The 22,317-nt window shown below is 65.4% G+C and carries 22 protein-coding genes and 1 other annotated feature; of the genes, 8 read left to right on the top strand and 14 right to left on the bottom strand.

The features are described from left to right. Nucleotides 1–195: 195 nt before the first annotated feature. Genes paoA through L8K25_RS16765 form a run of 4 tightly spaced genes read left to right on the top strand, consistent with a single transcriptional unit; the run spans nt 196 to nt 5,266 of the window. Entirely contained in the window at nt 196–837 is a 642-nt protein-coding gene (gene paoA / locus L8K25_RS16780) for an aldehyde dehydrogenase iron-sulfur subunit PaoA (protein ID WP_242140119.1), read from the top strand. Then, entirely contained in the window at nt 834–1,784 is a 951-nt protein-coding gene (locus L8K25_RS16775; RefSeq protein WP_242140118.1) for a xanthine dehydrogenase family protein subunit M, read from the top strand. Before paoA ends, L8K25_RS16775 begins: the two co-directional genes overlap by 4 nt. After that, nucleotides 1,781–4,006, top strand: a complete 2,226-nt coding sequence (paoC, locus tag L8K25_RS16770) for an aldehyde oxidoreductase molybdenum-binding subunit PaoC (protein WP_242140117.1) — start codon at nt 1,781–1,783, stop codon at nt 4,004–4,006. The genes L8K25_RS16775 and paoC overlap by 4 nt, the downstream gene beginning before the upstream one ends. 24 nt (nt 4,007–4,030) lie before the next feature. Further along, nucleotides 4,031–5,266: an FAD-dependent oxidoreductase gene (locus L8K25_RS16765; RefSeq protein ID WP_242140116.1), complete on the top strand. Its 1,236-nt coding sequence runs from the start codon at nt 4,031–4,033 to the stop codon at nt 5,264–5,266. A 162-nt stretch (nt 5,267–5,428) separates the two neighbouring features. On the opposite strand, the gene der is transcribed toward L8K25_RS16765, so the two are convergent. The 6 genes from der to L8K25_RS16735 all read right to left on the bottom strand — a co-directional run bounded on the left by der (nt 5,429) and on the right by L8K25_RS16735 (nt 10,592). After that, nucleotides 5,429–6,826 (bottom strand): ribosome biogenesis GTPase Der, encoded by a 1,398-nt coding sequence (gene der, locus L8K25_RS16760; protein ID WP_242140115.1) that lies wholly within the window; start codon nt 6,824–6,826, stop codon nt 5,429–5,431. Between the two features lie 50 nt (nt 6,827–6,876). Then, a complete protein-coding gene (locus tag L8K25_RS16755; protein ID WP_242140114.1) occupies nt 6,877–8,229 on the bottom strand; it encodes a PQQ-binding-like beta-propeller repeat protein in 1,353 nt (450 codons plus the stop codon). Beyond that, nucleotides 8,226–8,924 (bottom strand): tetratricopeptide repeat protein, encoded by a 699-nt coding sequence (locus L8K25_RS16750; RefSeq protein ID WP_242140113.1) that lies wholly within the window; start codon nt 8,922–8,924, stop codon nt 8,226–8,228. Before L8K25_RS16750 ends, L8K25_RS16755 begins: the two co-directional genes overlap by 4 nt. Before the next feature lie 109 nt (nt 8,925–9,033). Beyond that, nucleotides 9,034–9,897: a 3-methyl-2-oxobutanoate hydroxymethyltransferase gene (panB, locus tag L8K25_RS16745; protein ID WP_242140112.1), complete on the bottom strand. Its 864-nt coding sequence runs from the start codon at nt 9,895–9,897 to the stop codon at nt 9,034–9,036. Nucleotides 9,898–9,942: 45 nt separating this feature from the next. Continuing rightward, the gene (locus tag L8K25_RS16740; RefSeq protein WP_010163901.1) at nt 9,943–10,224 is read right to left on the bottom strand and encodes a DUF427 domain-containing protein; all 282 of its coding nucleotides are present in this window, start codon (nt 10,222–10,224) and stop codon (nt 9,943–9,945) included. Nucleotides 10,225–10,241: 17 nt separating this feature from the next. Next, on the bottom strand, nt 10,242–10,592 hold the full coding sequence (locus tag L8K25_RS16735; RefSeq protein ID WP_242140111.1) for an ArsC family reductase: 351 nt from the start codon (nt 10,590–10,592) through the stop codon (nt 10,242–10,244). A 109-nt stretch (nt 10,593–10,701) separates the two neighbouring features. Here L8K25_RS16735 and L8K25_RS16730 point away from each other — a divergent pair, with 109 nt between their 5' ends. Then, complete coding sequence (locus tag L8K25_RS16730; protein ID WP_242140110.1) at nt 10,702–11,193, top strand: hypothetical protein; 492 nt, start codon at nt 10,702–10,704, stop codon at nt 11,191–11,193. A 305-nt stretch (nt 11,194–11,498) separates the two neighbouring features. On the opposite strand, the gene L8K25_RS16725 is transcribed toward L8K25_RS16730, so the two are convergent. From L8K25_RS16725 to L8K25_RS16705, 5 genes are all read right to left on the bottom strand, one after another. After that, nucleotides 11,499–13,301, bottom strand: coding sequence for an acyl-CoA dehydrogenase C-terminal domain-containing protein (locus L8K25_RS16725; RefSeq protein WP_242140109.1), 1,803 nt, complete (start codon nt 13,299–13,301; stop codon nt 11,499–11,501). Nucleotides 13,302–13,311: 10 nt separating this feature from the next. Next, the gene (locus tag L8K25_RS16720) at nt 13,312–13,731 is read right to left on the bottom strand and encodes a MerR family DNA-binding transcriptional regulator (RefSeq protein ID WP_242140108.1); all 420 of its coding nucleotides are present in this window, start codon (nt 13,729–13,731) and stop codon (nt 13,312–13,314) included. Nucleotides 13,732–13,763: 32 nt separating this feature from the next. Continuing rightward, nucleotides 13,764–14,288: a hypothetical protein gene (locus L8K25_RS16715; protein ID WP_242140107.1), complete on the bottom strand. Its 525-nt coding sequence runs from the start codon at nt 14,286–14,288 to the stop codon at nt 13,764–13,766. After that, on the bottom strand, nt 14,285–14,647 hold the full coding sequence (hisI, locus tag L8K25_RS16710) for a phosphoribosyl-AMP cyclohydrolase (RefSeq protein ID WP_242140106.1): 363 nt from the start codon (nt 14,645–14,647) through the stop codon (nt 14,285–14,287). Before hisI ends, L8K25_RS16715 begins: the two co-directional genes overlap by 4 nt. Before the next feature lie 124 nt (nt 14,648–14,771). After that, nucleotides 14,772–15,023 carry a Rho termination factor N-terminal domain-containing protein gene (locus L8K25_RS16705; protein ID WP_242140105.1) on the bottom strand — a complete coding sequence of 84 codons (252 nt, stop codon included), beginning with the start codon at nt 15,021–15,023 and terminating at the stop codon, nt 14,772–14,774. A 155-nt stretch (nt 15,024–15,178) separates the two neighbouring features. Between L8K25_RS16705 and purF the strand changes: the two genes are divergently transcribed. The 3 genes from purF (at nt 15,179) to L8K25_RS16690 (ending at nt 19,124) form a co-directional block, all read left to right on the top strand. Next, nucleotides 15,179–16,663: an amidophosphoribosyltransferase gene (gene purF / locus L8K25_RS16700; protein WP_242140104.1), complete on the top strand. Its 1,485-nt coding sequence runs from the start codon at nt 15,179–15,181 to the stop codon at nt 16,661–16,663. Nucleotides 16,664–16,675: 12 nt separating this feature from the next. Next, on the top strand, nt 16,676–17,413 hold the full coding sequence (locus L8K25_RS16695; RefSeq protein WP_242140103.1) for an SDR family NAD(P)-dependent oxidoreductase: 738 nt from the start codon (nt 16,676–16,678) through the stop codon (nt 17,411–17,413). A 104-nt stretch (nt 17,414–17,517) separates the two neighbouring features. Next, nucleotides 17,518–17,573: a sequence feature (sul1 is cis-regulatory element that is thought to sense ions involved in sulfur or methionine metabolism; They are found in Alphaproteobacteria), on the top strand. Between the two features lie 69 nt (nt 17,574–17,642). Next, nucleotides 17,643–19,124, top strand: a complete 1,482-nt coding sequence (locus L8K25_RS16690) for a SulP family inorganic anion transporter (RefSeq protein WP_242140102.1) — start codon at nt 17,643–17,645, stop codon at nt 19,122–19,124. Nucleotides 19,125–19,228: 104 nt separating this feature from the next. Here the strand turns inward: L8K25_RS16690 and L8K25_RS16685 are convergent, their stop codons facing one another. From L8K25_RS16685 to L8K25_RS16675, 3 genes are all read right to left on the bottom strand, one after another. After that, entirely contained in the window at nt 19,229–20,422 is a 1,194-nt protein-coding gene (locus tag L8K25_RS16685) for a cyclopropane-fatty-acyl-phospholipid synthase family protein (RefSeq protein WP_242140101.1), read from the bottom strand. Nucleotides 20,423–20,462: 40 nt separating this feature from the next. Then, entirely contained in the window at nt 20,463–21,839 is a 1,377-nt protein-coding gene (locus tag L8K25_RS16680) for a deoxyribodipyrimidine photo-lyase (protein ID WP_242140100.1), read from the bottom strand. 61 nt (nt 21,840–21,900) lie between these two features. Continuing rightward, nucleotides 21,901–22,299: a GxxExxY protein gene (locus L8K25_RS16675; RefSeq protein WP_242140099.1), complete on the bottom strand. Its 399-nt coding sequence runs from the start codon at nt 22,297–22,299 to the stop codon at nt 21,901–21,903. Nucleotides 22,300–22,317: the final 18 nt, after the last annotated feature.

The following is a 22,317-nucleotide window of genomic DNA, read 5'->3' as shown; positions in this document are numbered from 1 at the left end:
GGATTGCCCGGATATTGCGTATTTGTCATGGTTGTCGGAACACGGATCGGCCCTGCGTCGTTCTGAAGCGCGTATCTCTGCGTCTAAGCAAATCTACCTACATTTTCAGTTCGTCACACTGCCTGATGCGGGTGGGTGATCGGTTTACCAGAACAACGTCGGCCTCATGCCCCGACACACATACGGAGCGTAGCAATGAAGGACAGCGGATCCCCAGAGATCTCGCGCCGGGGCATTCTTGCCGGCGGCGCGGCAGCCGTGGCAGTTACCCGGGTTCCGGCGGTCGAGGCGCAGACCTCACTGCGTCCCGGCGACAAGGCCCCCGCGATGGCCAAGATCACCATGACGGTGAACGGCAAGCGCCGTGACCTAAATGTCGACACGCGCACGACCCTGCTCGACGCGCTGCGGGAGCATCTGCACCTTACCGGCACCAAGAAGGGCTGCGACCACGGCCAGTGCGGAGCCTGCACGGTCATGGTCGACGGCAAGCGGATCAATTCCTGCCTCAGCCTGGCGGTCATGCACCAGGGCGACAAGGTCACCACGATCGAGGGTCTCGGCACCCCGGACAAGCTGCATCCGATGCAGGCAGCCTTCATCAAGCATGACGGCTATCAGTGCGGCTATTGCACGCCTGGCCAGATCTGTTCGGCAGTAGCGGTGCTGGAGGAGATCCGCGCGGGCGTCCCCAGCCACGTGACCGGCGACCTCACCACCAAGGCACCGATATCGAACGCGGAAATGCGCGAACGCATGAGCGGCAACATCTGCCGTTGCGGTGCTTATTCGAACATTCTCGAAGCCATGACCGATGTTGCGGAGACGCGCGCATGAAGCCCTTTACCTATGAGCGCGCCGCCTCCCCTGCTGCGGCGGCGGCTGCGGTTGCGCGGACGCCGGGCGCCAAGTTCATTGCCGGCGGTACCAACCTGCTCGACCTAATGAAGCTCGAGATCGAGGCACCATCGCATCTGATCGACATTCAGGACCTGAAGCTCGACCGCATCGAGCCGACCCAGGACGGCGGCTTGCGGGTTGGGGCGTTCGTGTCGAACACGACGCTCGCCGCGGATGCACGCGTGCGCCGCGATTATGGCGTGCTCAGCCGGGCGATCGTCGCGGGCGCGTCGGGCCAGTTGCGGAACAAGGCGACGACGGCAGGCAATCTGCTGCAACGGACGCGTTGCCCGTATTTCTACGACCCCAACCAGGCCTGCAACAAGCGCAAGCCCGGTTCGGGTTGCGCGGCGCTCGGCGGGTACAGCCGCCAGCTGGGCGTTATCGGGACGAGCGATGCCTGCATCGCGACCTATCCCGGCGACATGGCGGTCGCGATGCGGCTGCTCGATGCCAGGGTCGAGACGATCAACCCGACCGGCCAGGCCCGCACGATTCCGATTGCCGACTTCTACGCGCTCCCGGGCACCACGCCGCACATCGAGACGACGCTCGAGCGGGGCGAGCTGATCACCGCGGTCACGCTACCCAAGCCGCTCGGCGGCACGCACGTCTACCAGAAGGTGCGCGACCGCGCGTCCTATGCGTTCGCGCTCGTTTCGGTCGCGGCGGTCGTCCAGAAGGACGGCAGCGGTCGCGTCGCGATCGGCGGCATCGCACCCCGTCCCTGGCGGATCGAAGCGGCGGACGCCCAGCTGCCGAACGGGGCCAAGGCCGTCGCCACACCGCTGCTGGCCGGCGCTCGCCCCACCAAGGACAACGCATTCAAGGTTCCGCTGGTCGAGCGTACGCTCGCGGCGGTGATCGCGGAGACACGCGCATGAAGTTCACCACGCCTGCGGGCCAGAACCCGATCGACCAGATGAAAGTCGTCGGCAAGCCGCACGACCGCATCGACGGCAAGTTCAAGACGACCGGAACCGCGCCTTATGCCTATGAACGGCATGATGTCGTCGCCAACCCGGCGTATGGCTACATCGTCCACGCAGCGATCGCCAAAGGGCGGATCAGCGGGATGCATCTTGCCGAAGCCAAGGCAGCGCCTGGGGTCCTCACGATCGTCACGGCCGCCGAGGCGGGCAAGCTGACAAAGGGCGACTTCAACACGGCGATGCTGCTGGGTGGGCCCGAGATCCAGCACTACCACCAGGCGATCGCGATCGTCGTCGCCGAAACGTTCGAACAGGCGCGCGCCGCGGCGGGGCTGGTCCGCGTCGATTACACGCGCGACAAGGGTCGGTTCGACCTCACGGACGCGCTCAAGACCGCTCCCCTGCACGGCAAGGGCAAGGGCGAGAAGGGTCAGGAAAAGGGCTCGGGCGAAGACCGCGTCGGCACGTTCGAAAGCGTCTTCGCCGGCGCCAGCGTCAAGCTCGACGCGCATTACACCACGCCCGACCACAGCCATGCGATGATGGAGCCGCACGCTTCGCTAGCACGCTGGGACGGCGACAAGCTGACGGTGTGGACCTCGAACCAGATGATCAACTGGGGCAAGGGCGATGTCGCCAAGACGCTTGGCATCCCCAAGGAGAATGTCCGCCTGATTTCGCCTTACGTCGGCGGCGGGTTCGGCGGCAAGCTGTTCGTGCGGACCGACGCGATCATGGCGGCGCTCGGTGCACGCGCGGCGGGACGTCCGGTCAAGGTCGCGCTGGCGCGGCCAATGATGTTCAACAACACGACTCACCGTCCGGCGACGACGCAACGGATCCGCATCGGCACCGACCGCAGCGGCAAGATCACCGCGATCGCGCACGAGAGCGGTTCGGGCGATCTGCCCGGCGGCGGCCCTGAGACGGCGGTGTCGCAGACCAAGTTGCTCTATGCGGGCGCCAACCGGTTGACGTCGATGCGTCTGGCGGTGCTCGATTTGCCGGAGGGCAATGCGATGCGCGCGCCGGGCGAGGCACCGGGCCTGATGGCGCTCGAGATCGCGATGGACGAGATGGCCGAGAAGCTCGGCATGGATCCGATCGCGTTTCGTGCGCTCAACGACACGCAGGTCGATCCCGAAAAGCCCGAGCGCCGCTTCTCGCAGCGCCAGTTGATCAAGTGCATGCAGGTCGGCGCGGAGCAATTCGGATGGAGCAAGCGCACCGCCAAGCCCGCGCAGGTGCGGGATGGGCATTGGCTGGTCGGCATGGGCATCGCAGCGGGCTTCCGCAACAACATGACGATGAAGTCGGCGGCGCGGGTCGGGATCGATCGCAAGGGGATGATTACCGTCACCACCGACATGACCGACATCGGCACCGGCACCTACACCATCCTAGCCCAGACTGCGGCGGAGATGATGGGTGTCGATCTGGACCGCGTGCGCGTCGATCTGGGCGATTCGGACTCGCCGGTTTCGGCGGGATCGGGCGGTCAGTGGGGTGCGAACAACTCGACGGCGGGCGTATACGCGGCTTGCGTCAAGCTGCGCGAGCAGATCGCGCAGAAGCTCGGCTTCAATTCGGCGGACGTGGAATTTGCGGACGGCAAGGTACGCTCGGGCAATCGCAGCGTATCGCTGAGCGAAGCCGTGGGCGATGCAGGTCTGTCGGCGGAAGATGCCATCGAATATGGCGACTTGGGCAAGCAATATCAGCAGTCGACCTTTGCCGGGCATTTCGTGGAGGTCGGTGTCCATGCCTATACCGGTGAGGTCCGCATCCGGCGGATGCTGGCGGTCTGCGCAGCCGGACGAATTCTGAACCCGAAGTCTGCGCGTAGTCAGGTGATCGGTGCGATGACGATGGGCGCTGGCGCCGCGTTGATGGAGGAACTCGCCGTCGACAAGCGCTTCGGCTTCTTCGTCAACCATGATCTGGCGAATTACGAGGTGCCGGTTCATGCCGACATTCCGCACCAGGAGGTCATCTTCCTTGACGAGGTCGACCCGACATCTTCGCCGATGAAAGCCAAGGGCGTCGGCGAACTCGGCCTCTGCGGCGTCGGCGCGGCGATTGCCAATGCCGCCTACAATGCGACGGGAATCCGCATTCGCGATTACCCGGTGACGCTCGACAAGATGCTCGACCGCCTGCCCCCGGTCGCCTGAGCGCGCGCCGGAGGATCGCAGGTCTTGGACAGCCAATATGACGTGGTGATCGTCGGCGGCGGTGCGGCGGGCATCGCCGCCGCCCGCACGCTTTCGGGATCCGGTCGAAGCACGATCCTGCTCGAAGCGGGGTCGCGCCTCGGCGGGCGGGCGCAGAGCGTGCCGCACCAGGGGGTCGCGCTCGATCTTGGATGTGGCTGGCTGCATTCTGCCGACCGCAATGCCTGGACAACGGTCGCGGAAGCGTCAGGCGTGGCGATCGATCGCCGGATGCCAGCCTGGGGCCAGCAGTTTCGCAACCTCGGCTTTTCGCCGCACGACCAGCGTGCCGCGAGAACGGCGTTCGAGCATTGGCTGGAACGGATGGAAGACGCGCCGCCGTCGAGTGACCGAGCGTCCGACTCGCTGCTGCCCGAGTGCGCCTGGAACGGGCATATTGCGGCGATGACCGGCTTCATCAGTGGTGTGACACCCGATCGGATCTCGGTCGCCGATTGCCTGGCGTATGAGAATGCCGCGACCGACTGCAACTGGCGCCTGCCCGGTGGCTATGGGGCGCTCATCGCCATGAGCATGCCCGCGGACGTCGCTCACCATGTATCGACCCCGGTAGAAAGCGTACTGCTCGAGGCGAACGGGGTTCGTCTGACGACGTCGGCGGGGGACATTACCGCCCGCGCCGTCATCCTCACCGTATCGACAGCGGTCCTCGCCGGAAACACGATCGCCCTCCCCGACGCGCTGGAGCCATGGCGCGCTGCGGCAGCGCAATTGCCGCTCGGCCGCAACGAGAAGCTGTTCCTCGCGATCGATGGTCCCGCGCCGTTCGAAGCGGAGACACAGGTCCTCGGCAAGCCGGGCGAGGCATCAAGCGCGTCTTGCTATATCCGGCCGCTCGGATGGCCGGTCATCGAGTGCTTTTTCGGTGGTGAAGGCGCGCGCCGGGCCGAAGCCGAGGGCAAAGATGCGGCGTTTGCGGATGCGATCGACGATCTCGTCGCGCTGTTCGGAACCGACGCGCGCCGGTCGCTCCGGCCGATCATCGCCTCGGCGTGGAGCGCCAACCCGCGAATCGGAGGCGCCTATAGCTGCGCGCTGCCGGGTCACGCCGCTGCACGGGAGACGTTGGCACGGCCGTTTGATGACCGAATTTTCTTTGGGGGCGAAGCCACCAATCCGGTCGACTTCAGTACCGCGCATGGGGCGCATGACAGTGGCGTGCGCGCCGCGCGGGAGGTGGCAGCTGCTTTGCGCGCGTAGCGTATTTACTTGAACGATCTAAGCCCTTCCCCGGCGAGGGCCGGGGGCCAGTTGCGGGCCGTAGGGTGGAGAGCATCGCGCCCGATGCTCTCGGCCACCTCTACTGGGCCCCGGCCTTCGCCGGGGAAGCGCTCCTTATTTTTTTAAACCGTTGCGCGTGCCCTACCGGTCGAACGGGTTCTTTGGCGCGCGGAGCGTCAGCCGGACCGGCACCGCGCCGAACCCGAGATCCCGCCGGATCCCGTTGATCAGATAGCGCTGATAGCTCGTCGGCAACTGGTCGACCCGCGTGCCGAACAGGACGAAGCCCGGCGGACGAGTCTTCGCCTGCGTCAGATAGCGCAGCTTGATCCGCTTGCCCCCGGGGGCTGGCGGCGGGTTGGCCTCGACCGCGCGTCCGAACCAGCGGTTGAGCTCGCCCGTACCGACGCGGCGCGACCAGGCGTCGCGCGTGTCGAATGCGACCTTGAGCAAAGTATCGAGCCCCTTGCCGGTCGCCGCCGATACGGTCAGCACCGGCATGCCCTTGATCTGGCTGAGGCCATCCTCGAGTGCAGTACGAATGCCGTTGAACAGGCTCGAGGCATTCTCCGCCACATCCCACTTGTTGATCGCAACGATCAGCGCGCGGCCTTCTTGAAGCGCGGCATCGGCAATGCGCAGATCCTGCGATTCGAGCCCGCGCGTCGCATCCAGCAACAGCACGACGACTTCGGCAAAATCGATCGCGTGGAGCGCATCGGCGACCGACAGCTTCTCGAGCTTGTCCTGCACGTTGGCGCGCTTGCGCATGCCGGCGGTGTCGATCAGCCGGACCTTGCGCGCATCCTCGCCGGGCTCGCGCTCGGGGTCGTGCCAGATCCAGTCGACCGCGATCGAATCGCGCGTGATGCCCGCTTCGGGGCCGGTAATCAGACGGTCTTCGCCGAGGATGCGGTTGATCAGCGTGGATTTGCCCGCGTTCGGACGCCCGATGATCGCCAGCTTGAGCGGCGCGTCGGGGGCATATTCCTCGTCGACGTCGGCGTTGGGAATGTCGTCGCCAGCCGCGTCCTTCTCGGGTTCGATGAAGGGGAGCAGCGCGTCGAACAATTCGACCAGCCCTTCGCCATGCTCCGCCGACAGTTCGACCGGATCGCCGAAACCGAGCGAGAGCGACTCGAGAATGCCGTCTGCCCCGGCCTTGCCCTCGGCCTTGTTGGCGACGAGGATGACCGGGGTGGTCGATCCGCGCAGCCAGCGCGCGATCTCCTCGTCGAGGGGCACGATGCCCGCGCGCGAATCGAACAGGAACAGCGCGACGTCGGCCTGTGCGACCGCGGCCTCGGTCTGCGCGCGCATCCGGCCGGGCAAGGACGCGGCGTCCTTGTCCTCGTAACCGGCGGTGTCGATGACGCGGAAATCGAGCCCGACGAGCGTCGCCGCCCCCTCGCGCCGATCGCGGGTCACGCCGGGGCGATCGTCGACGAGCGCGAGTTTCTTTCCGACGAGACGATTGAAGAGCGTCGACTTGCCGACGTTCGGCCGGCCGATAATCGCGACCACAGGGAGACTGGACATGCGCCTCCCTTAGGGCAAGCGCACGTCTTCGTCACCCCGCCGTGTCGCGGTTACTTATAGGCCGCGAGACGACCCTTCTGGTCAAGCACATACAGCGTCGAATTGGCGACGACCGGCGGCAGCGTGAATGGTGCCTTCGATTCGATCACCGTGCCCAGTTTGCCGTTCTCGACCGAGGCCGAAACGATCTGCCCGAGCGAGTTGGTCAGCACGAGACGACCGCCAGCGAGCACCGGGCCGTACCAGGTGATCGGGTTGGCCTTCTTCTTGTCCTTGATCGTGCCGTCCTTCTGGACCTTCTCGCTCTCGAAATGGCGCAGCTGGCTGATCCACCGGACCTTGCCCGTCGCCCGCGCAAGACAGACCAGTCGCGCATCGTCGGTCACGATGAAGACCCATTCGCCGGCAACCCAAGGGGTCGAGATGCCGGCGAAGTTCTGCTCCCACAGGCGCTGGCCCGAGACGATCTCGAGCGCGACCATGCGGCCGCCCTGCCCGACCGCGAAGACGATCCCGCGGTCAATGACCGGGTCCGCGTCGATATCGGCGAGCGACGACACCGAGGTCGAGATCGACGAGCGCGACAGCGCGTCCTGCCACAAGGTGCGACCGTTCTCGTAGCGATAGGCGTTGAGCTCGCCCGAGGAGAAGCCTGCGACGACCGTGCCCTGGCTGACCGCTGGTGCCGCGACGCCGAACACGCCCTGCGTCTCGATCGAGCCCGAGGCGGTCCAGACGACCGTGCCATCGGCCTGTGACAACACGTACAGCTGGTTATCCTGGCTCAGGACGTAGATCTGGCCATTGGCAACCGACGGCGCGCCACGCAGCGGTGCGCCTGGCTTGGCCCGCCACAATTCCTTGCCGCTTGCCGCATCGAGCGCGACCACATCGCCGAGGCCGTCGGTCGCGAACACCTTGCCGTCGTCGAAACTGACGCCGCCGCCGAAGCGCGCGCTACGAGCCTTCTTGTCGGTCGTCGCGATGCTGGCGTCCCAGGCGCGCGCGCCGGTGCTGGCCGAATAGGCATGGACCATCGCGTTGACGTCGATCGCATACAGTCGACCGCCGCCGATGACCGGTGCTGCACCGAGCCGCTGGCGATTGGTGCCGCCGTCGATCGTCACGCTCCAGGCGCGATTGAGCGACGTGCCTAGCGTCAACTGGCCGAGCGACTTGGAGGCGGAGCCACCTGGCTGCGCCCAACTGTCGTTGGTCGCGGCCGGCGGCACGAGGACCTGGACCTCGGCGATCGTCTTGTCGGCGATCACGTCATTCTCGCCCTGCAAGATCGCAATGCGATTGCCGAGCACCGGGGTCTTCTTCTTACCCTTGAACGTCGCGCAGCTGCTCAAGGCGATGGCGGAGACCGCAACCAGCAAGACTCGATTGGTCATCTTCATTGCGACTTCTGTTCCTTCGGCTCGTTCACGGCATCAACCCCCAATACGCCGGCCATCTGAACCGCGCGTTGCCGGACGGTCTCTGCGACGTCGGGTTCACGTGCGATCTGGCCGTACAACGTCCCCGCGAGATCGCGGCGCCCCATCTTCAAATACGAAACGGCAACCATCTCGCCGGCGCTGCCGAACCATGGGTTGCCCTTCACGGCCAATCCGCGCAGCCGGGAAACAACCACGTCGGGCTTGATCGTGTCGAACTCGGCGCTGGTCTGCCGGACCAGTGCGAGATCGCGGAACGGCTGACCGATCGATGCATCGTTCGCGATCGCCGCAAATTTCGCAGCGGCGCCGCGCAGATCGTTCTTCTGGAGCAGCAGATCGGCCTGGCTCATCAGCGCCAGCGCGCGATAGCCCTTTACCCCGGAATCAGCGAGCGTCGCCAGTTCGGCGTCCGTGCCCGACCGGCGTGCGCCCATATCCTCATAAGCCTTGCTCAGCGCCTCGCCCTCGTCGCCCGCGACCGATTGCTGGTGCGCGCGATAGATCTGCCACCCACCGAAGCCGAGCACGATCAGCACGACGACAACGATCGCGGCAATGCCGTAACGGCGCCAGGCGGTCGCCATCTGGTCGCGGCGGAGTTCCTCGTCGACTTCCCGGAGGAATGCAGCATCGGTGTTGGGTGGCACGGCCACTGGGAAACTCCATCGGATGGGGCGGGAAGGAGCGGACCTTAGCCGTGCGACCGCCTAAACAAAAGCGGGCAATCGTTACGCTATGGTACGATAGGGAAACGGAGCGGACTCAATCCTTGGGGGCGTAAATCTGCTCGGCACCCGGAAAGGTGCGCGCACGGACCTCCGCCGCATAGGTTGCGGCTGCGGCGGAAATGCGGCCACCCAGATCATCGTATTTCTTGACGAAGCGCGCGGTGCGCTCGAACAGGCCAAGCATGTCCTCGGCGACCAGTACCTGACCGTCGCACTGCGCCGACGCGCCGATCCCGATCGTCGGGCAATCGACCATCCGGGTCAGCTCGATCGCAATCGGTTCGACCACGCCTTCGATCACCAGCGCGAACGCCCCCGCCTTGGCGATCGCGCAGCCATCCGCGACGATCTTCTCGGCCTCGGCCGCGGTCCGGCCGCGCGCGCCATAACCGCCGAGCGTGTTGACCGCCTGCGGGGTGAGCCCGACATGTCCCATCACTGGAATTCCGCGTTCGCTGAGGAAACGGACGGTCGGCGCCATCGCGGTGCCGCCCTCCAGCTTCACCGCCGCCGCGCCGGTCTGCTTGAGCAGATATGCCGCGCTTTCGAACGCCTTTTCGGGCGATGCCTCATAGCTGCCGAACGGCATGTCGATCACCACGACCGCATGATAGCTGCCGCGCACCACCGCAGCGCCATGCGCCGCCATCATCTCGAGCGTGACCGGCACGGTCGAGGGAAGGCCGTAGATCACCTGCCCGAGGCTGTCGCCGACCAGCAGCATGTCGCAATGCGGGTCGAGCAATTGCGCATTGCGCACGGTATAAGCGGTGAGCATCACCAGCGGGTCGCCCTTCCCCTTGCGCGCGCGGATCGCGGGGACGGTGAGGCGCTTCATCGGCGCGGGCGTCGGATTGGCGCGGCTGGTCGCGGTGTCGATCGTGAAGGTCGTGGACATGGCGCGGGGATAGCGGCTTGCGCGGCCCCGCGCCAGTCGGGCGCGTCAGTCGACCGTCACGCCCTTCCAGAAGGCGAAGCGATCCTTGATCTCGGCGGCCTTGGGCTTGGGGTCGGGGTAATACCAGGCCGCGTCGACGTTGCGCTTGCCGTCGACAACGAGCGTCTTGTAGCTCGCGTCGCCCTTCCACGGGCAATGCGAGTGCGTCGCGCTCGGTTCGAACAGGTCGGCGACGATGCTGTCGGCGGGGAAATAATGGTTGCCCTCGACGATCACGGTATCGTCCGACTGGGCGATCACGGTTCCGTTCCAGCGTGCGGTCGGCATGGGCTTGGTCCTTCGGGTCAGGGCTTGAGGGCCTCAACATAGGTATCGGGCTTGAAGCCTGCCAGCAGCACGTCGTCCTTGACGAGGATCGGGCGTTTGATGGCGGAGGGGTTGCTGAGCATAATCGCGAGCGCCTTGTCGGCGTCGAGGTCGGTCTTGTCGGCGTCGGGGAGCTTACGGAAGGTCGTGCCGGCGCGGTTGAGGACGCTTTCCCAGCCGAGCTGATCGATCCATTGGCGCAGGAGCGCGGGGTCTACGCCTGCGGTCTTGTAGTTGTGGAAGGTGTAGGCGATGCCGTTGGTGTCTAGCCAGGTGCGGGCTTTTTTTACGGTGTCGCAGGCTGGGATGCCGTAGAGGGTTGCGGGCATTGGGGGCCTTTCTTTGGAGCGATCGTTCGATAGCGGGTCGCCCCCGAAATTGCAGCAGTTCCGGTTCCGCCCACTAGCGGACATTCGAAATGTCGGGCAGCGTTCAACCATGATCGCTGCCATCCTGCTCCTCGCTATCAACGCGCCCATTTTGGGTTGCGATCTGGCCGACATTAACACCGCCCGTTCTTTGCATGAAGCACTTGGCCGTCGAGCTGAAAAGATTATAGCGGCGGCATCGGCAGGAGGCCCGAATGCAGACGCCTTGCTAGACGGATTGATCGATCAATCCGCCAGCTTCGCCCTCGGCGCTGGGGATGTGGGACGACCGCTCGGAACGGGCGTGGCGGGTGCTCGGTCGATGGCCGAAACCATGAACGCTGACCAGTTCCGTTTTCTTGGTTGGGATTACATTGACGGGCCCGCCGATGCTTGCGGCAAGCAATCGGTCAAGGTGGACTTCATCAGCAGCACTGACCAGCGTATCTCACAGGTCGAGTTCACGTTCCTAAAAGCGCGGCTGATCGCTGCGGAAGGTTGGGAGCGGTCGTTCGAGACTGGAACACTGCCCCGCCCGGCACCTGCTCGAAATGGCAGCTAACCACCAATTTTCGCCGTTCAGCCTGAGGCGTCGGCAGCGGACATTTGAGGGGTCACGCTTCCACTTCCGTCATCCCCGCGGAGGCGGGGATCCATACTGGCTGACAGCGCAGTACAGGACGGACGGTGCTAATGGATTCCCGCCTGCGCGGGAATGACGGACGGGTTGCAAGTAATTCCGCCCCCCCACCGTCGTACCCGTGACGGCCGCGATCCATCGCGATGTGACTCCGCACATGATCGGACAGGACCCCGGTGGACCCCGGGCCAAGCCCGGTGACGCAGGATTAAGGTCAGCGCGACCCCTCAAGCCGCCTCGAACATCTCCGGCGACAGCGCCATCAGCGCCTCGGACCCGCCCTCAATCTTGCGGCGCAGTGCGCCAGCCTCGGGCATCACGCGCTCGGCGAAGTAGCGTGCCGTCATCAACTTGGCGTCGAGGAACTTCACGTCCCCCTCGCCCGCTGCCTTCAGCCTGGTCGCGGCGACCGCCATCCGCAGCCACATCAGCCCGACCGCGACGATCCCCATCAGGTGCATGTAGCTGTGCGCGCCCGCGCCGACGTTGTCGGGGTTCTGCATGCCGTTCTGCATGAACCACAAAGTCGCCTGCTGGAGCTCGCCATTCGCCTTTTCCAGCGCGCCCGCGAACACGGCGGTCGCGGGATCGGCCTTGGCGGCGGCGACTTCCTCGGCCACCACCTTGAACAGCGCCTGCACCGCACGTCCGCCGTTCTGCGCGAGCTTGCGGCCGACCAGATCCATCGCCTGCACGCCGTTGGTGCCTTCGTAGATCATCGCGATCCGCGCATCCCGGACATATTGCTCCATGCCCCATTCGGCGATGTAGCCGTGGCCGCCGTACACCTGCTGCGCGTTGGTCGCGATGTCATAGCCCTTGTCGGTGCCATAGCCCTTGATCACCGGCGTCAGCAGCCCGAGCAGATCGCCCGCGAGCTGCTTCTCTTCGTCGCTGACCGCGGCATGTTCGAGATCGGCCTGGAGCGCGCCCCACAGGCAGAGGGCGCGAAGGCCTTCGGTCAGCGCCTTCGACTCCATCAGCATGCGGCGGACGTCGGGGTGGACGAACAGCGTGTCCGCCTTCTCGCCCGGCTCCTTGGCGCCAGTGAGCGAGCGGCCCTGGCGGCGGTCCTGCGCATATTGCACCGCATTCTGATAGGCGACTTCGGCGACGCCAAGGCCCTGCAACCCGACGCCGAGGCGCGCGGCGTTCATCATGATGAACATCGCCGCGAGGCCCTTCATTTCCTCGCCGACGAGCCAGCCGGTCGCGCCGTCATAGTTCATCACGCAGGTCGAATTGGCGTGGATCCCCATCTTGTGCTCGATCGAGCCGCAGGTGACCGCGTTGCGTTCGCCGATCGACCCGTCGTCGCCGACCATGAACTTGGGCACCACGAACAGCGAAATGCCCTTCGAGCTTTCCGGCGCGCCCGGCGTCTTTGCCAGCACGAGGTGGATGATGTTGCTGGTCAGGTCATGCTCGCCCGACGAGATGAAGATCTTGGTGCCGGTGATCTTGTACGATCCGTCGGCCTGCGGCTCAGCGCGGGTGCGGATCAGGCCGAGGTCGGTGCCGCACTGCGGCTCGGTCAGGTTCATCGTCCCGCCCCATTCGCCGCTGACCATCTTGGGGACGTACTTGGCCTTCTGCTCGTCCGAGCCCTTGACCAGCAACGCGGCGATCGCGCCGTGCGACAGGCCGGGGTACATGGCGAACGCCATGTTGGCGGAGATCATATATTCCTGAAACGCGGTCGAGACGACGTGCGGCATCCCCTGCCCGCCGAATTCCTCGGGCGCGCTGAGCGTTCCCCAGCCCGATTCGACAAACGCCTGATAGGCCTCCTTGAAGCCCTTGGGCGTGGTGACCGAACCGTCGTCATGCCGCACGCAGCCTTCCTGATCGCCCGAATAGTTGAGCGGGAACAGCACTTCGGCGACGAACTTGCCGCCCTCGTCGAGCACAGCATCGACCACGTCTGGGGTCGCGTTCTGGAAGCCGGGGAGATTGGCGTAGCTCTGCATGCCGATCACGTGATCGAGGATGAAGCGGGTGTCGCGGACGGGGGGCGTGTACTGGGGCATGGGGAGTCCTTCAGGCGGTCTGGCCGTCGTGGGTTTCGAGCAGGGTGACAAAATCGTCGAGTTCGTGGATCGCCGCATCGATGTCGCGTTTCTGCGCGGTGAGCAGCGCGATCCGGTCGCGGCAGCGCTCGATCGTCGTCTGGCGCTGGATCTTCCGGCCGTCGCCAATGTCGTACAGGTCGATCATCTCGCGGATTTCGCCGAGCGAGAAGCCGACGCGCTTGCCGCGCAAGATCCACGCGAGCCGCGCACGGTCACGCTGCGAATAGATGCGGGTCGTTCCACGCCGCTCTGGCGCAATCAGGCCCTCATCCTCGTAGAAGCGCAACGCCCGCGCTGTGACGTCGAATTCCGCCGACAGGTCGGAAATGGAAAAGTGATCGCGCGTCGGGTGGCGATCGATCACGGCATAGGCGGCACCGGTGCTCATGCCCGCCAAAATAGTTGCCCTTTACGTGAACGTCAAGACCGTCCGTCGCTCGGGCATAGCAGTTTGCCGCGAAGGTCGCGCAGCGTGGATGCTTCGGACAGCGATTCGCTCAACCGGTCGAGCATAAGACCGCTGACGGACGCGTGACCGGTGCAGATCCGCTGGCAGGCGGATGGCAGGCGCCCGGGGAAAACGAGGCGATCGCCTTCAAACCGCGCGTCGAACGCACATGCTTGGCCGCCACCCTCACCCTCGAACGTGACGTGCAGGATCTCGCCAGCGCGCGTGACCGTGCCGGTGCCACTGCAATGTTCGCGGTCGTCATAATCGGCCGCCACCCCGATCCGATACGCAGTCGCGCTGGGGACGATGCAGACCCGGTCGCCTTCGCGCGCGTACAGGCCGGTAATGTCGGTGCTGGCTGGATCGGGGATGATTCCCGCCTGGATTGCGGCGGCTTCCAGGCCGATCGGCGTCGCGGTCGTCCGGGTCGGCGGCGGCGCGCCTTGCTGGCATGCTGCCAGCAGCAGAAGCACCGCCAGCGGCGTGCGGTTCATGCGACCGGGACCAGCCGATCGCGGTCGACGCGCCGATAGAAGCAACTGCGCGCGCCGGTATGGCACGCCGGTCCGGCGGGATCGACGATCAGCCAGACGGCGTCCTGGTCGCAGTCGATCCGGATATCGTGGACGCGCAGGACATGCCCCGACGTCTCGCCCTTGCGCCACAGCGCGCCGCGGCTGCGCGACCAGAAATGCGCATCGCCGGTTTCCACCGTCAGCTTGAGCGCAGCGGCATTCATATGCGCGAGCATCAGGACTTCGCCGGTGGCGCGGTCGGTCGCCACCGCGGTGATGAGGCCGGCGGCATCATATTTCGGGTCGAGCACGAGGCCGGTTTCGCGAGGGTCTGCCATGGCGCGCGGTGTAGCGGGAGAGATGCGCCCCGTCACCCCGGCACAGGCCGGGGCTGCCACGTTCGGGGCAGACGGGTGCCTGTTACGTGGCGGCTCCGGCCTCCGCCGGGGTGACGGCATTTGGTCACCCCTTGCGGATCGCCTCGACCAGTTCGTCCTTGGTCATCGTCGACCGTCCCGCGATCCCGATCCTTCGCGCTTCGTCCATCAGATCGTCCTTGGTGCGATCCTCCAGCTTGCCCCCGCCGTGATGATCGATCGTCCCCGCCGCCTTGGCGTTGGCGATTCGCGCTGCCTTCTCCGGCGACGCCCCATCGCGCCGCAAATCTTCATACAGTTTGTCGTCCTTGATGCTCGGCCCGTGATCCTTCGCCATGCTCAACTCCCAATGCGCGACAATTTTCGATCCCCGAAAGCCGCCGGAACGAACAATGCGACCAATCGCTCCGGGGGATGTTACAAAAGCGCGACAAAGCCGATCACCGTCCCTATATGCGGCCTCGAAGCTCTACCCTCCCCCGAAGGGCGCCAATGCTCACAACCAATCCGTTCGAAGCCCCCGAAAACGGGGACAAACTGCATGAGGAATGCGGTGTCTTTGGTATCTCCGGCGCGGCCGACGCCGCCCGGCTGGTCGCGCTGGGGCTCCACGCGCTCCAGCATCGCGGGCAGGAAGCAGCTGGCATCACCAGCTTCGACGGTGCCGAATTCCATACCCACCGCGCGATGGGCCACGTTGCTGGCAATTTCGACCGCGAGGAGATCATGGTCCCGCTGCGCGGCACGGTCGCCTGCGGCCATGTGCGCTACTCCACCACCGGCGAGACCGCTTTGCGCAACGTCCAGCCGCTCTACGCCGACCTCGCCTCGGGCGGGTTCGCGATCGCGCATAACGGCAATATCTCGAACGCGATGCGGTTGCGCCGCGATCTCGTCCGGCGCGGGTCGATCTTCCAGTCGACCAGCGATACCGAGACGATCATCCATCTCGTCGCGACGTCCAATTATCGCACCGTCGTCGACAAGTTCATCGATGCGTTGAAGCGCGTCGAAGGCGCCTATTCGCTGATCGTGATGACGCCTGAGGGCATGATCGCGTGTCGCGATCCACTCGGCATCCGCCCCCTCGTGATGGGCCGGATCGAACAGTCGGACGGCAGCGACGCGGTGATCTTCGCTTCCGAGACGGTCGCGCTCGACGTCGTCGGTGCGACCTTCGTCCGCTCGATCGATCCGGGCGAGCTGGTGATGGTCAAGGGCAGCGAGATCACCTCGCATCGCCCGTTCGCGCCCGTGTCGGCGCGTCCGTGCATCTTCGAATTCGTCTATTTCTCGCGCCCCGATTCGATCTCGGAGGACCGCAGCGTCTACACCGTCCGCAAGGCGATCGGCGCGCAGCTCGCGATCGAAAGCCCGGTCGATGCGGACCTCGTCATCCCGGTCCCCGATTCGGGCACCCCGGCGGCGCTCGGCTATGCGCAGGAATCGGGCATCCCGTTCGAACTCGGGATTATCCGCTCGCATTATGTCGGGCGCACCTTCATCCAGCCGGGCGACAAGGTTCGTCACCTTGGTGTGAAGTTGAAGCACAACGCCAATCGCGCGCTGATCGCGGGCAAGAAGATCGTGCTGATCGATGATTCGATCGTGCGCGGGACGACCAGCCTCAAGATCGTCGAGATGATGCGCGAAGCGGGCGCGGCCGAAGTCCATATGCGGATCGCGAGCCCGCCGACGCGGCATTCGTGCTTTTACGGCGTCGACACGCCCGAGCGTGCCAAGCTGCTCGCCGCGACGAAGAATCTCGAGGAGATGGCGGCGTATATCAAGGCCGACAGCCTCGCGTTCGTCTCGATCGACGGCCTGTACAAGGCGCTCGGCGAGCCGCAGCGCAACGCGATCCGGCCAAGCCATTGCGATGCCTGCTTCACCGGCGACTATCCGACGACGCTGACCGACCAGGATGATGTCTCGTCGGTCGACCAGTTCGCGCTGCTGGCCGAACGCGTCAGCTAAGGACTGCCGACGATGACCGATACCGCTGTCGAACAGCCCGCTGCCGACCGTCCGTTTGCCGGGCGGATCGCGCTCGTTACTGGCGCGAGCAAGGGGATCGGTGCCGCGACGGCGATCGCGCTCGCCGCAGCCGGGGCGCATGTCGTCCTCACCGCGCGCACCGCGGCGTCGCTGGAAGCGGTCGAGAACGCCATCTTCGATGCGGGGGGATCGGCGACGATCGCGCCGCTCGATCTGACCCAGGCCGATGCGATTGCGCGGCTCGGCCAGGCGATCGGAGAACGTTGGCTGACGCTGGACATTCTCGTCCTCAACGCGGCGATGCTCGGCACGCTCGCACCCGTGCCCGCGATCGATCCCAAGGAAATGGCGGCGGTGCTGACGCTGAACGTCAGTGCACAGGCCGCGTTGATTGCGGCGTTCGACCCGATGCTGCGCAAGTCCGACCGCGCGCGCGTGATCGGCGTTAGCTCGAGCGTCGGGCGCAAGCCGCGCGCCTATTGGGGACTGTACGGCGCGTCCAAGGCGGCGTTCGAGACGATCGTTTCGGCGTACGGTGACGAAATGGAGCGAATCAGCAACATCCGCACCGCGATCCTCGACCCAGGCGCGACCCGCACCGACATGCGTCGCCGCGCCTATCCGGGTGAGGACCCCAAGTCGGTGAAGGAACCGCGCGTCGTCGCGGAACGGATCGTGGCGCTGCTGGCGGAGGATTTCGCGACGGGGCATTTCGAACAGGTCGGGTGACGGGAGGTGGGGGCCGAGCGACGTTGCACAGGCCTTGCCGTCATGGCGGGACAAGATCGGGACTTGATCATTCCCCCACCCCAGCGCTAGAGCACCCACACTCGCCTGGACCCGGTGCAAATCCGGGTGGCTCTTCCAGCCGCCGATCCGCTGGATAACAGAACACATGGATAGCGAAGTCACCGACCCTGCAAGCGGTCCGGTGCCATGTGCCTGCGTTTGGTATCTCATGACATTTTCATCTTTCAGAACCCAATGGTTCTCCTCGTTCGCCGACGTGCGGCGCGAGACGCTGGCCGGCATCGTCGTCGCGCTGGCGCTCATTCCCGAAGCGATCGGCTTCTCGATCATCTCGGGCGTCGATCCGCAGGTCGGGCTTTACGCCTCGGTCGCGATCGCGATCGTCATCTCCTTCATCGGCGGCCGTTCCGCGATGATCTCGGCGGCGACCGCGGCGGTCGCGGTGGTGGTGACGCCGCTGGTGCGTGATCACGGCGTCCCCTATCTTTTCGCCGCGACCATCCTGATGGGGGTGTTCCAAATCCTCGCGGCGGTGCTCCGGCTCGACCTGGTGATGCAGTTCGTTTCCCGCTCGGTGATCACTGGTTTCGTCAACGCCTTGGCGATCCTCATTTTCATGGCGCAGTTGCCGCAGCTGACGGGCGTGACCTGGCATAGCTTCGCGCTGGTCGCTGGCGGTCTGGCGATCATCTATCTCCTGCCGCGCCTGACCAAGGCGCTGCCCTCCCCGCTGGTCGCGATCGTCGTGCTCGCGGTGATCAGCATCGCGCTCGCCCTGCCGGTGCGCACCGTCGGCGACATGGGACGCCTGCCCTCGGGGCTGCCGTCGTTCGCGCTGCCGCAGGTTCCGCTGACGTGGGAGACGCTGCGGATCATCCTGCCCTATTCGTTGACGATGGCGGCGGTCGGGCTGCTCGAATCGCTGCTCACCGCGCAGATCGTCGACGACATGACCGACACGGATAGCAACAAGCGCCGTGAATGCGCGGGCCAAGGCGGGGCTAACATCGTCGCCGCATTGGTCGGCGGGATGGGCGGGTGCGCGATGATCGGCCAATCGGTGATCAACGTGACCTCGGGCGGGCGCAAGCGGCTGTCGACCTTCGTCGCGGGGGCGTTCCTGCTGTTCCTGCTCGCGGTGCTGGGGCCGGTGGTCGGGCGGATCCCGATGCCCGCGCTGGTCGCGGTGATGATCATGGTCTCGATCGGGACCTTCAGCTGGAATTCGATCCTCAACCTCGGCCGGCACCCGCCGACGTCCTCGGCGGTGATGCTGGTGACGGTCGCGGTCGTCGTCGCGACGCATGATCTGGCGCAGGGCGTGCTGGCCGGGGTGCTGCTGTCGGGGATCTTCTTCGCGGGCAAGGTGGGGCGGATGGTTTCCGTGGTGCGCACGACGGGTGCCGGCGGCGTGGTCTACCAGGTCAGCGGGCAGATCTTCTTTGCCTCGGTCGACCGCTTCTCAAGGGCGTTCCTGCCGGAGCACGGCGCGCCGGTCACGATCGATATGACCTCAGCGCATTTCTGGGACATTTCGGGGGTCGGCGCGCTCGACAAGATCGTCGCCCGGCTGCGCCGGGACGGGTCGGTGGTCGAGGTCATCGGCTACAATCGCGCGAGCGCCGATCTAGTCGATCGCTATGCCTTGCACGACAAGACCGGGTTCGAGCTCGGGGTAGTGCCGCATTGATGGCGGTCGATGGGCCGGGTTGATCGTGACCGTTCGTTTCGAGCGTGACCGAGAAACCCGGCGCAGCGTGGGTTTCGCGTTTCCGCGCAGCTTCCGGTTTGGCGTCAGACCTTGACCAGCGTGACCTGTGCGACGTCGATTCCCTGCCCGCGGAACCCGCCCTCGCAGTACATCAGATAATAGCGCCACAAGTTTATGAACTTGCTGTCGAACTTCGCCGGAAGACGCCCAGCATGCACCGCTGCATCGAACGCGATCCGCCAGCGACGCAGCGTCTCGGCATAATGAAGGCCGAAGCTGCGCTTGTCCTGCCACGCGAGTCCGTGCGACCTGGCGAGCGCGCGGAAGCGGCTTTCCGACAGCAGCATCCCGCCCGGAAACACGAACCGCTGGATGAAATCGACGTTCGCGGCATAGGCCTCGAAGATCGCGTCATCGATCGTGATATACTGGATCGCCGCGCGCCCGCCGGGTTTGAGCGCGCGCGCGATCGCGGCGAGATACGTGCCCCAATAGTCCTGTCCGACCGCCTCGACCATCTCGATGCTGACGATCCCGTCATACTGGCCGGTGACATCGCGGTAATCGGTCCGCGAGACGGTGACGCCCGACAGCCCGGCATCCGCGATCCGGTCATTGACCGCGCGTTCCTGTTCGCTCGACAGCGTGATTGCATCGACCCGCACCCCGCGCCGCGCCGCCGCCTCGGCGAAGCCACCCCAGCCGCAGCCGATCTCGAGCACGGTCTGCCCGGGCGTCAGCTCCAGCCGGTCGAGGATCGCAACGTTCTTTCGCGCCTGTGCCGCCGTCAGATTCTCGGTCGTCATCGCCGCTTCATCGAACAGTGCGGCCGAGTACATCATGCTCGGATCGAGCCACAGGCTATAGAAGTCGTTACCCAGATCGTAGTGGAAATGGATGTTGCGCCGGGATCCCGCGCGCGAGTTGCGGCGCAGGGCGTTGCGCCAGCCGCGCAGCATGCGGATCATTCCGCCCGATCGCGCCGTCCCGCCCAGACTGAGGCGGTTGCGCATGAACAGTTCGAACAGCACGGTCGGATCGGGGCTGGTCCACTCCCCCTTGGCCCAGCCGACATACCAGCCCGCCGAGCCGCCCGTCACCAGCCGCAGCAGTGCGCGCCAGCTGACCAGATCGACCACCGCCGCCGGCCCGGGCGCCCTCCCGCCGAGCAGCCGCTTGCGCCCCCCCGGCAAGGTTGCCGCGAGCGACCCCTCGACCAGACCAGCATCGATCCGGTCGAGCACGGCATTGAACGGTTTTGCAAATACCCCAAACATCGCGCCCCCCTCGCATTCCGGGGCGTGGTTGCCAAGCCGCTCAGCGCACCTGTTTCACCGCCTGCAACGCACGCTCGCGCGCCTCGCGGTGGCCGATGATCTTGGCGGGATACTCCTTCGGGCGGCACCCGGCCTCCTCGGGGTCGTGGATTGCGTCGCCCTTCACGTCGGCGAGCTCGGGCACCCATTCACGAATATAGGCCCCCGCGTCGAACTTGGGCGACTGGGTCAGCGGCGCCATGATCCGGACGAACATGTTCGAATCGATTCCCGTGCCCGCGGTCCACTGCCAGTTGACCGAGTTGGATCCGTAATCGCCATCGACCAGGCAATCCCAGAACCACCGCTCGCCCTCGCGCCAGTCGATCAGGAGGTGCTTGATCAGGAAGCTCGCGGTGATCATGCGGACGCGGTTGTGCATCCAGCCGGTTTTCCAGAGCTGGCGCATCCCGGCGTCGACGATCGGATAGCCCGTGCGGCCCTTCTGCCATGCCTTGAGGTCGGCGTCGGCGTCCTTGCCGCTGCGCCACGGCATCGCGTCATACTTCTCGCGCGCGTTCTTTGAGCCGTACTCCGGATATTGCAGGATGACGTTTTGCGCATAGTCGCGCCAGCCGATCTCGCTCAGGAAGACATCGACCGACCCGCCGACATTGGCGACCGCGTGCCACACCTGCGCTGCCGAAAGTTCGCCGAAATGGAGGTGCGGGGACAAGCGCGAGCTACCCTCCTGCGAGGGGAAGTTTCGCGTGTCGTCATAGTACTTCGCCTGCTTCTTGAACGCGTTCAGGCGATCGTGCGCGGCGTCTTCGCCGGGGGTCCAGTCGTTCGAGAAGCCGGTCGACCAGTCGGGCTTGGTCGGCAGCAACGTCCAGTCGGCGAGTTTGTCGCTCTTGGGCCATTTCTTCGGCGACGGGATTTTCGTGGGTTTGTGGATCGGCGCGGGGGGCGGCATGTGCTGCTTGAGCGCGCGCCAGAACGGGGTGTAGATCTTGTACTGCCCGCCGCTGCCGGTCGTGATCGATCCTGGCGGCGCGAGGTAATTGCCGTCGCGGCAGACGAGGTCGAGCGTCTCGGCGACCGCTTCCTCGGCCTTGCGCCACCACGGTTCGAAATGGCGGATGCAATGGACCTGCGTCGCGCCGGTTTCCTTTGCGAGTTCGGCCAGCACATCGACGCATTTGCCACGGCGCAGGATCAGGCGTGAGCCCTTCTCGCGCAGGTCGGCATCGAGGCTGTCGAGGCTGTGGTGGAGCCACCATCTTGACGCACCGCCCATGTGGTATTTGTCGGGGGTGTCGTCGTCGAGGATGTAGACGGGGATGACTGGTCCCTCGTTGATCGCGGCGATCAGCGCGGGATGATCGGCGAGGCGGAGGTCCCGGCGGAGCCAGAGGAGTGCGGGGGCGTCGCTCACTTTGGCGCTACCGTGGAAGAAAGGTGACTCGCACAAAGCCACAAAGGCACGAAGCAGGAGATCATGGATACGGACTTACATAATCGTTGATGAGCCGCCTCACGCCGTCCTTGACTGTCGGTGCTCCGAAATTCATCAGCAGTCCCAGTGGCAGGTCCATCAACCTGAGATAGGTTAGAACCTGCTTAGCGTGGACGGCGGCATATCGTTCCGTAGATTTCAGTTCGATCAGCAACATTCCCTCGACGAGAATGTCTGCCCGGAACCCCTCTTCGAATTGCAACCCATTGAACCGGATTGGGATCGGCCGCTGCCGTTCCACCGACAACCCCCGATCCATCAGGCTGGATGCGAGGCAGACTTCATACACCGACTCAAGAAGTCCCGGCCCGAGCGCTTGATGCAGCTTGAAGCCACAATCGACCGAGATCCGGGCAATGTCTTCCAGCGCAACGCGCATCCATCACCCTTCTTCGTG

The sequence above is a fragment of the Sphingomonas sp. TREG-RG-20F-R18-01 genome (assembly GCF_022662475.1).
Lineage (GTDB): Bacteria > Pseudomonadota > Alphaproteobacteria > Sphingomonadales > Sphingomonadaceae > Sphingomonas.
The sequence above is the reverse complement of the archived record's forward strand: the minus strand, read 5'-3'. Positions and strand labels throughout refer to the sequence as shown.